At 53.9% G+C, this 8,662-nt stretch carries 6 protein-coding genes; all 6 read right to left on the bottom strand.

Translation table 11 applies throughout. The features are described from left to right. Positions 1–173: 173 nt before the first annotated feature. Complete coding sequence (locus AB4037_RS03395; protein WP_441770520.1) at positions 174–833, bottom strand: transposase; 660 nt, start codon at positions 831–833, stop codon at positions 174–176. 502 nt (positions 834–1,335) lie between these two features. Continuing rightward, entirely contained in the window at positions 1,336–1,812 is a 477-nt protein-coding gene (locus AB4037_RS03390; protein WP_434957418.1) for an SMI1/KNR4 family protein, read from the bottom strand. 21 nt (positions 1,813–1,833) lie between these two features. After that, positions 1,834–5,826 (bottom strand): RHS repeat-associated core domain-containing protein, encoded by a 3,993-nt coding sequence (locus AB4037_RS03385; protein WP_441770519.1) that lies wholly within the window; start codon positions 5,824–5,826, stop codon positions 1,834–1,836. A 41-nt stretch (positions 5,827–5,867) separates the two neighbouring features. Next, positions 5,868–7,019, bottom strand: coding sequence for a hypothetical protein (locus AB4037_RS03380; RefSeq protein ID WP_434957423.1), 1,152 nt, complete (start codon positions 7,017–7,019; stop codon positions 5,868–5,870). Between the two features lie 18 nt (positions 7,020–7,037). Further along, positions 7,038–7,463: a PAAR-like domain-containing protein gene (locus AB4037_RS03375; protein WP_434957424.1), complete on the bottom strand. Its 426-nt coding sequence runs from the start codon at positions 7,461–7,463 to the stop codon at positions 7,038–7,040. Positions 7,464–7,472: 9 nt separating this feature from the next. Beyond that, on the bottom strand, positions 7,473–8,657 hold the full coding sequence (locus tag AB4037_RS03370) for a DUF2169 family type VI secretion system accessory protein (protein WP_434957425.1): 1,185 nt from the start codon (positions 8,655–8,657) through the stop codon (positions 7,473–7,475). Positions 8,658–8,662 lie beyond the last annotated feature (5 nt).

Below are 8,662 nucleotides of genomic sequence, written 5' to 3'. Positions count from 1 at the left end.
GAGGCTGCATTCCTCCATCGGCTACAGGCCTCCCGATGAGTTCGAGCAAACCTTGACCCGCTCATCCGATCTCGTAAAAATCCATCCACAAAACCCTGTCACTCAAATTTGAGTGTCTCACTTCAGGGGTGCACTCCAGTGCATTCTATGCCAGTCCAGTCGATCAACACCAGCTACCCTTGCTTAGGCTTAGGCCCGCGTTTCCCCGGCCTCACCTCGCGGCCGGTCAATACCGCGATGCGATCGATGAAGGCAGCATCGCCAAGAGGGCGTCCGATACTCTCCGCCCGGCGAATGCGGTTGAACATCGCCTCGTCCACATTGTCGAGCAGATCGGAGAAATCGGCGATACGCTGGCGGACCGGCGAAAGGCTGGTGATGCCGTCTTCCTGCCCGAACAGATGGGCCCGCGTGCTGGCCCAGGGCCAGTCCTGAGCCCGCTCCACTAGGCCGGCCCGCACCGGATTGAGGCTGACATAGCGCACCGCGTGCAACAGATGCGCCTCATCCATGGCAACCGCGCCATAGCGCCCCTGCCAGAAATGTCCCGTCCGTTTCTCACGCGCATGGACATGGCCGGCATAGCGACGATGGGTTGGCGCCAAGGCCCGCCGCAGGCCATCCGGATCAGGCGGCACGAGAATGAGATGCACGTGGTTGGGCATCAAACACCAACCCCACACCTCGACGCCGGCAGCCTGGCAATGGACCGTGAGGCAGTCGCGGTAGAAGACATAATCCTCGACACCAAAGAAAGTGCGCTGCCGCCCATTGCCCCGCTGGGTGACATGATAAGGCAGACCGGGAACCACGATGCGTGCAAGCCGAGCCATCGTGACACAATGCAGCCAGACTTAGGTACGGTCAATAGAGTGCACTGTCACCGTAATCCAATGAACGATTTTCATGATGTTTCCTAAAGTCTGCCGCGACAATCTTCCCAGGAGGTGAGGCGAATTCTGGCGCAAACTTTCCGGAAGGTCGAACGTTTAGGGTGGATGAAATATCTATCCGTCTGCGAACCGGCGAGATAAAAATGCAACGATAGTACTGGAATGCACTTTACATCCGAGACAATGGAATCTGGATAACAAAGCTCCAGAAGCCCATCACGTCGACGCCGAGAGCCTAGCAATTGACCGCAAGCCGGTCGCGATAGAAGACGCAATCCTCGGCACCAAAGGAAGTACGCTTCGCCCGCTGCCCCGTTGGGTGACACGATAAGGCAGACCGGGAACCACGATGCGCGCAAGCCAAGCCATCAAACCAGGATTTAGCCAGACTTAAGTGCTATCGATAGAATGCACTGTCGCCGTCATTTATCCAATTTTTTTGTCAATCATAAGCATCCCCCAGGTATGAAAAATCCTTTTTCAACCAATACCAATAGTCACCGTTACTATCATATATTCTCTTTACAAGATCTTCAAAATTATACGACAATATTTTAGACGATCCAGCAACGCCATGGATTTCATGAAAACTATCGTAACATCTACCATTTCTTTCTGATCCTAGATCAATTGAAACAAATTGCTCTTCTCCGGATTTTGCAATTATGTACCAAGATGAAGATCTATCTTCCTCGTAATTTTGACCAATTATTTTAATATTTGATAAGATTAATTCCCCTGGAGGAACTATGCTCATAGAATATAAAGAGTCATAGAAAAAATCTACCCCACCACAAATTTTATAGAACGACAATAGATCATCAGGAATTATATGCCCTTTTGCTACTGTCGGTAGCCCGGTTGCGGGATATAGGCGGCATCGAGGGTTTTTTGAAATTATAGATAGGATTTCTTCCATAGACATACCCTCCTCTGTTAGTCATGGTGTGCACCCACATTTACAACTATAAATATAGCTATGGAGCGCGTTAAAGTAATTTTTGCGAGCATCGGCAGGCACCTTTGCCGCGTCAAACATTCTCTCCGCAAGAGATTGCGCCTCCTGCGGCGATACTTTCGTCCAGTCAACTTGGGCACCTACTGGGCGGCCGAAGTTCTCTGTTAACCAATCCCTATACACAGCCTTTGTGGCCGCATGTTGCTCAGCCGTCAAAGCAATTGTTGGGCTTGAAGCTGCACGACTAGCATATCCAGGAATATTAGCAGCAGCCCAGACATCCAACACCCCGTGATGATTCTCCAAAGGGGAACTGGAGGGCCTATATGGAACCACATCATGACAAGATACCAACCCGTATGGATCTATCATAACGTTGGGTTGATGGACATATGCCGACGGCTGAATACCTCCCCCTAGCCCAATGGGATCTCTACTTATATACTGCCCCGCGAGCGGATCGTAATATCGGAATCGATTGTAATACAGGCCGCTTTCTTCATCCTCCCACTGTCCCTGAAAGCGGATCGGGCAGAGGAAGCGCGCCTCGACAATCGATTCGACTTCGCTCTTTAGCGCCAGGGCGCCATAGATCCGTCCACCGCAGCGCGAGTCGACCTCACCGTTCCCACCACTGCTCGACCGCGTCGGCCGTTCCAGCGGCGCAAGCACGTCTGCCCAAGGATCATCGACCTCCGGGGCATTATCATTGGCCACCCCGGCCACCCATAGCCGCCGCATCTCGCCCCAGGTGCGATATTCGGCGGCCCATCGCAGCTTACCACTTTCCTCAAACATCTCACGCGGCGTGCCAAGATGGTCGGTGACGATATAGAACAGGGTGCCGTCCGGCGCTTCCTTCGCCAGCGGCCGGAAGGAATTCGGCTCATAATGCCAGCGTTTCGCTTTGTTCCAGTCGATGCTGCCGTCGAGCCGCAGCGGTGCCTCCTCGGCGATGACGTCGCCATCCCAGCTGAAGGCCACGCCGACGACCGGTGCTCCGAAAAGTCCTGGCTGCCCCTCGCCGCCGCCAACGCCAGTGCCGCTCGTACGAATACCGGCCAGGCCGAGGGCTTCCAGCCTGGCGGCATCGAGCCGCGAGCGCCCGGCTTCGGCCGCGGTGACACTGATCGGAGCCAAGGCAGCTGTGTCGACCGTGCCCCCTAGGTGAGCCGCATATTGCCTCGCCTCCGTGGCGCTGAACTCGCGCACCTTCCACACCCGCCGTCCGAACGGATCATAGCCGTAGCGCCAGGCTTCTCCCTCCGGCGTGAGGCAGCGGACCAGCCGATCCTTGGCATCCCATCCATAGCGCCAAACCTTCGGCCGGAAGCCCTTGCGCTCCACCCGTCGCTCCACCACCCGGCCGCGGACGTCATGTTCCAACTCGATCCGCTCGCCCTGCGGGCCGGTGGCGAGCTTCACCCGCCCGCCGGACGACAGGAGCCAGCCCTGAATACCGCGTCTCTGGCCGGCGCCATCATAGCCCGAACCCGCAATGGACGGCGTAATGCCGAGGCTGTCGGCGGCCGGACTAGGCCCCTCGCCAAAGCCCGCCGTGTTCAGCGCCGCATCGTAGCGGAAGCGTTCACCTGCGCCATCGCCAAACCTCGTTTGCGTGATCTGGCCATTGGCATCATAGGTATAATCGAGCTTACCCCAGGCGGCATCGGCAATGACTGTCGGTGCGAAGGCCTTGTCCCAGCCATAGAGGCGCTCCATTACGGGAGCGGCGGTTGGTCCTCTCGCCGCGCGCTCCGCCGCCAGCGCAGCCTCGAGTCCGCCGCCGGTGATCCCCGGTACGACCCCGGCACTTTGGCGCACCAATTGGCCGATGACATCATAACGTTGCTCAAGCGAGAAGCCTGCCCCGCTCGCCCGCGACATTTCCCGTCCCAAAGCATCCCGCCGAAAGAGAAGGGGGGCATGCTGGTTGTCGGGATTGGTGCCCACGATCTCCAGCCGCGCCAAGCCCCCCATCGGATCATAGAAGCTCTTGACCAGCCGCCCGCCGATGTCGCGCAGGATGCGGTTGCCGCAGCAATCATAGGTGCTCACCACCCGCCGCCCGTTCACCGCCTCGGCGTCGATCCGCCCGAGCCTGTCGCGGTGATAATCGATCAAGGCCGCACCGTTCTCGGCCCGCGCCATCAGACCCCGCCCATCATACCAAAAGCGCGTCACCTCGCCGGGCTCATCCCTCCCGGGGACTTTGCCCGGCTCATAGGCTTCCTCGCGCGTGAGCAGACCGGAGGCATCGTAACCATAGGCCAGCCGCGCACCGTCGGCGTGGCGGCTTTCGGTCAGGCGGTCTGCCGCATCGTAGCTGTATTCGATGGCGAGGCCGTCGAAATCCTCTTCGCGAATAACACGCCCACCACCATCGCGCTCGAATGTCCAGACCCTGCCTTGCGCATTTGTCACCTGCAGGAGCCGGCCGGCGGCATCGTAGCCGAAGGCGATGCGGCCGCCCTTGGCGTCCTCCAGGCCTTCGAGCCGGTCATGCGGCCCGAAATAGTAGTGCACCGTATGGCCGTTGCCGTCCGTGAGGGCGGCAAGCCCGTTCGCCGCATCATAGCGGTTGACGGTGGCAACGCCGTCGGGCCGCGTCACTCGGCTCGGCGTCCAGAAATCGAGGCCGCGCTGATCCTCGTAGTCGAGGCGCGTCACGCCGCCGAGGGGATTGGTGACGGCAGTAATACGCCCGAAAGCGTCATAGCTGAACTGCGTACGCTCACCGCGATAGTCTCGGATCGCGACGAGGCGGTGATGGGCATCATAGACACGGCTCTCCATCAGTCCGTCGGCGCGCATGATCCTGACCGGCAGGCCAGCCTCGTCGTTGACAATTTCGGTGCGCCTGCCCTCAGGCGTCTCGATCGCAACGAGGTTGCCCTCCTCGTCATAGTCATAACGCCAGGCAGCACTCTCGCCATCAAGCACCAGCGTTAGATTCTGCTGCCCATCGTAGGAATAGAAGGTTTCGCGACCCTCGGGGTCGATGATGGATTCCACATTGCCATAGCTGTCATAGACATAGCGAGTGGCATGACCAAGCCCATCGCGCAACGCCAGCATTTGGCCACTATCATTATACTCGTATGTTGTGACAACACCGTTAGCATCGCATCGAAAAATCAATTTACCGCTGGCATTGAATTCGGATTCAATCCGCTTACCAACGTCCCCACCTGGCAGCAACGTAGTGCGTCGCGCCTCTAAATCGTAGACGAAAACATCGGGTGGGTCGTTAACCAGCCCCGCCGCAATAACACGGCGCTTGGCGTCATAGGCCAGATGATAGTCTGTTCGCCGACCATCATGCCAACGCACAAGAAAACCATTGGCATCGTAGCTATAGTAGCGAGAGGAGCCATAAGAACGTTCAGCCGCAACAAGGTTGTTCTTGTCGTCATAACGGTATCGTACCAGTACGCGGCGCTCCCCCTTCGTACCGACAAGGTCGATTGATTGACGCGCCCCTAGCCGGCCATTGGCAAACTCCAAGACGAGCCCGTCTGGATGGACCAACCGCTCGAGATGTCCTTCAATATTACGATGAAAATGAATCTTCAGGGCGTTTTTGCCGACAATTTCCGTCAAGCGCCAAATACCATCGGGACCCTTGTCGAAATGTCTGGTGATCGAACCTTCACGTAATAACAATGAACGATTGCGGCCCGCAGAGAGAGCAAGCTCCGGATATTTACTGTTCGTCTCCTCCAGGCCTGGACCTGGGGTTGGTTGGTCGAAGTGGATGCGCAAGCCAATTTCATTGCGATAGACAAGTTCATTCCTGTCATTTCGCCAGATTGTTACATCGAGAGGAGAGGTTCGTCCGCTGCCGAGAGCTCCATCAAGCTGCCGAGCAGGATCATAATGTGTAAAGAGCTCGAATGGTAAGGAACCGCCGAGCGTAATCTCGGAATCGGTCGAAACGAATGTGCCCATCGACAAAACAATACGCTCTGGCATATTCTATCCTTGCGCCATGAATTTTATCGACCAATACCTAGCTAACATGCACAAACCTCCGCTTCCTTTACCTTTCCTTTTTCGCTACGAACTGTAGCTTCGACATCTGCTCGAGCCTGACGTTCCGCGGCAACTTTATCTTTGAGTGCACGCGCCGCCTTTGCGTCCATTGTTCCAGCCTTGACCGCCTCATCGATCGCGCCTTCGGCTGCCTTGGCGTCCATCTTGACCAGACGCTCGAATCCTTCCGTTGCCGCTCGGTTGAGACTGGGAAGTGCCTTTTCAATTGCGCTGGCGCCCTCGCCCAGTAATTTGCCGCCCTTTGTAACCAGTTTTTCCCCTGGAATAATGCCCGCTGCAGAAATCGCGGCTGCGGTAAGCTCGCCATTCGCCGCCTGAAGTCCGGCCAAAGCAATTGACGCAGGTATTCCAACAAACGGCACTACGGAAGCGATATCGAGCGCCGTTTCTCCTTTATGGTACCATCGATTATAAAATTCGACGGGTGTATCTTTATTATAATTTCCGTAATTATTAATAGCCTCTTGTGCGCATTTTTTTGCGTTTTCCTGATTTTCCGCTTTTGTGGAACTTAAGAAAATATGACCTGCCCTGGCTGAATAAGGAGAAATTACATCGTGGGCATTTTTATAATCCTGAACACAAGACTCATATTGAGCCCTTGCCTTTTGACACCAGGAATAGCGTATCTCCTGATCCGTATTTTCTAGGAAATCCTTGGCCGGTGTATCTTTAGCTTCATCGTAATTCCTTTGTAATGTCCGGATATTGTTAATGGCATTAATTTGAGATTGATTAGCCGATACCGAGGAGAGTCCTTCAATATTTTCAGGACCGCCAGCACCAAATCTATAGGGAAAAGCAGCGTTCAGTTGTTCCCAGTCTGGAAATTGATCCGTTGCTTCGCTAATTTCCTTAGCAATATCTTTAATTTTCTCCGCTTTTTTATCTTCAGCGTGCTGCATAAGCGTGTCACACCAATATTCCATTTGGCTCTGCAGAGAATCGACATGGACTCTCGCGTTACCATTTCCTTTGTATAGACCGCGCGCCTCTCTGATCGTCGCTCTATATTTTAGAATCACATCGGCATAGAGAAAATTTCCACTCCGATCTCTTATTTGATCATCAGAGAGAGTTATTTTATTATATCTGTAGTCTGGATCATTCATAATAACAGCTCCTATTGTCTAGGTATTCCAGGAGCTTATCTGGATTTTTTCTTGCTCAAATTCTGCAGGTATTTCTTTGGGGTCCGGGGTCGGGCTGTTGATCATGGCAGGATCACCATCTCTAACCACGGGATATCCATTGATCGCCACATAGGCCGACGATTGGATTGCAGCCGCATACGCTTTTTTATAGCCCCGAACCGCGACGCCTTTCTCACGACCAGCTTCATGGCCATGCACCCACTTGGCCCGAGCATTGAGATGAAAGTCTGCAAGCGCATTGTCATTCACATCAGATGACGTCCGCACCGCCTTATCGAAGAAGGCAATACTGGAATAGGCCACCGGCACGACGGATGAGCCCATTGGCGTGAGGCATACATCCGGCCCGGTCGAAGCAATAAAATTCGAAACATGCTTTCGCGCGGTGATAGGTGCTACCATGAGCCTCTCCTAAACGACTTCACTTGGGTCTGGCGAAGCTGGAAACAGATCGCGCAAATGCACGCCATTCACGTTCATCCAACCTTGCGCCTGATGAATCGTAATTATCTCAAATTTATCAACCTCGAATACCGCCCTTCCTGAAACATAAATTTGCTTATGGAGTGGATTTTCTACATCTAATTTAATATGTATTGTATCAAAATTTATTCTTATACTTTTTATGTTTTCAAATTTATCACTTAATTGAACTAGAATAGAAGGAACATTGAAACTCAACACTTTTCGTGTCTTTTCTTCCTCCGAGGCATTGGTCAGAGTGACTGACACCTGACCATCTATGAATTGACCATCGGGCCCTCGAAGCATGTTAGCCGCCGAATTATGATAGCTAAACTGGTAGTCCGCCGGCCATTGTGGCCAAACTTTCTCCATCCAGTCTTGATCATAGGTTCCGCCCAACGGTCGCCTTGGCAGCCAAGCTGGCGGGATTGGACCAAATCCTTGCGGCTGGTAGGTTTCATAAGGGTTGGAGATAGGATCGCTCACATCCTCGATCTGCGGCGCCGCGACCGGTTTCGTATGGTCTGTCCAATCCTTGTCGATCCACCCTCTTCCAACAGGATTGTATTCGAAGGCTGCGACAACTTCTTTGCCGTCGCGGTCGAGACCTTTGGGCATCAATCCACCAAAGGCATATTCGTACCGGATGGGCAGTTCGACGATCGGCTCTGGCTCGCTCAACTCCCAACCGGCAAAAAGACTAAGGTATTTCTTCCAGTTCCTGCGCTCATCGTCATTCAGCGCGCGCTTCCATTTGGGCACCCACCAACGCGGACCCGTGACCCTTATGGTTTTCTCTATTTTTGTTCTGAATTCGTCCTCGACCGCTATGTGGCAAAGCCAGGACGAAATTGGCTTCGTACACGGGGCCTTGGCGACCAGACCTACAAGGACATCAGTGGCCGGTTTATAAGGCACGAGATCGGATGGATATCGCAATGAGCTAGCATTTAATTCGCCATAGCACTCATCCGAAAACAACAGAGGCTCCTGCTCCCTGGAAAGTATACAAGTTCCATCCTCATTGATATCAAATGCCATCTTTACAATGACGACACCAAATTCTTTCCCGTTACTATCACTATTTATATAACGGATATTAGAGAATGGTGTAAAATTCTTCATCTCCATAGCGA

Source organism: Labrys sp. KB_33_2, assembly GCF_052114505.1.
In the GTDB taxonomy this organism is placed as follows: domain Bacteria; phylum Pseudomonadota; class Alphaproteobacteria; order Rhizobiales; family Labraceae; genus Labrys.
This window is presented reverse-complemented; position numbering and strand designations above follow the sequence as displayed.